Source organism: Sinisalibacter lacisalsi, from assembly GCF_014640115.1.
GTDB lineage: Bacteria > Pseudomonadota > Alphaproteobacteria > Rhodobacterales > Rhodobacteraceae > Sinisalibacter > Sinisalibacter lacisalsi.
Genome location: NZ_BMGI01000028.1, coordinates 1 through 256, shown reverse-complemented (window position 1 = coordinate 256; position 256 = coordinate 1). Strand labels below are relative to the sequence as shown.

The 256-nt window shown below is 73.0% G+C and carries 1 protein-coding gene; it reads right to left on the bottom strand.

The window, feature by feature from the left end; translation table 11 throughout:
- Positions 1 to 215, bottom strand: a 215-nt coding sequence (locus tag IEW01_RS17640; protein ID WP_194419553.1) for a hypothetical protein, incomplete at its 3' end; no start/stop codon positions are given.
- Positions 216 to 256: the final 41 nt, after the last annotated feature.

Genomic DNA, 256 nt, shown 5'->3' with positions numbered 1-256 from the left:
ATGCCGGGCGCCTTCGAGCTCTGCTTCGGCTGCAGCGCGCGGGAGAGCGCCGACAGGGCCACACCGACGATGATCCGCGTGATGGCCGAGGCGACGGTCGAGGCGAAAGCGGTGCCGCCCAGGGCCGTCGCGATGGCGGCCGTGACCGGGTCCGCGCGCGCCGGCGTGCTGAGGCCGACAGCCAGGACCGCGGCGAGGAGGAGACGACGGATCATACGCGGAAGGCCCTTTCGGCGGCAATGAGAGGCACGGTGCC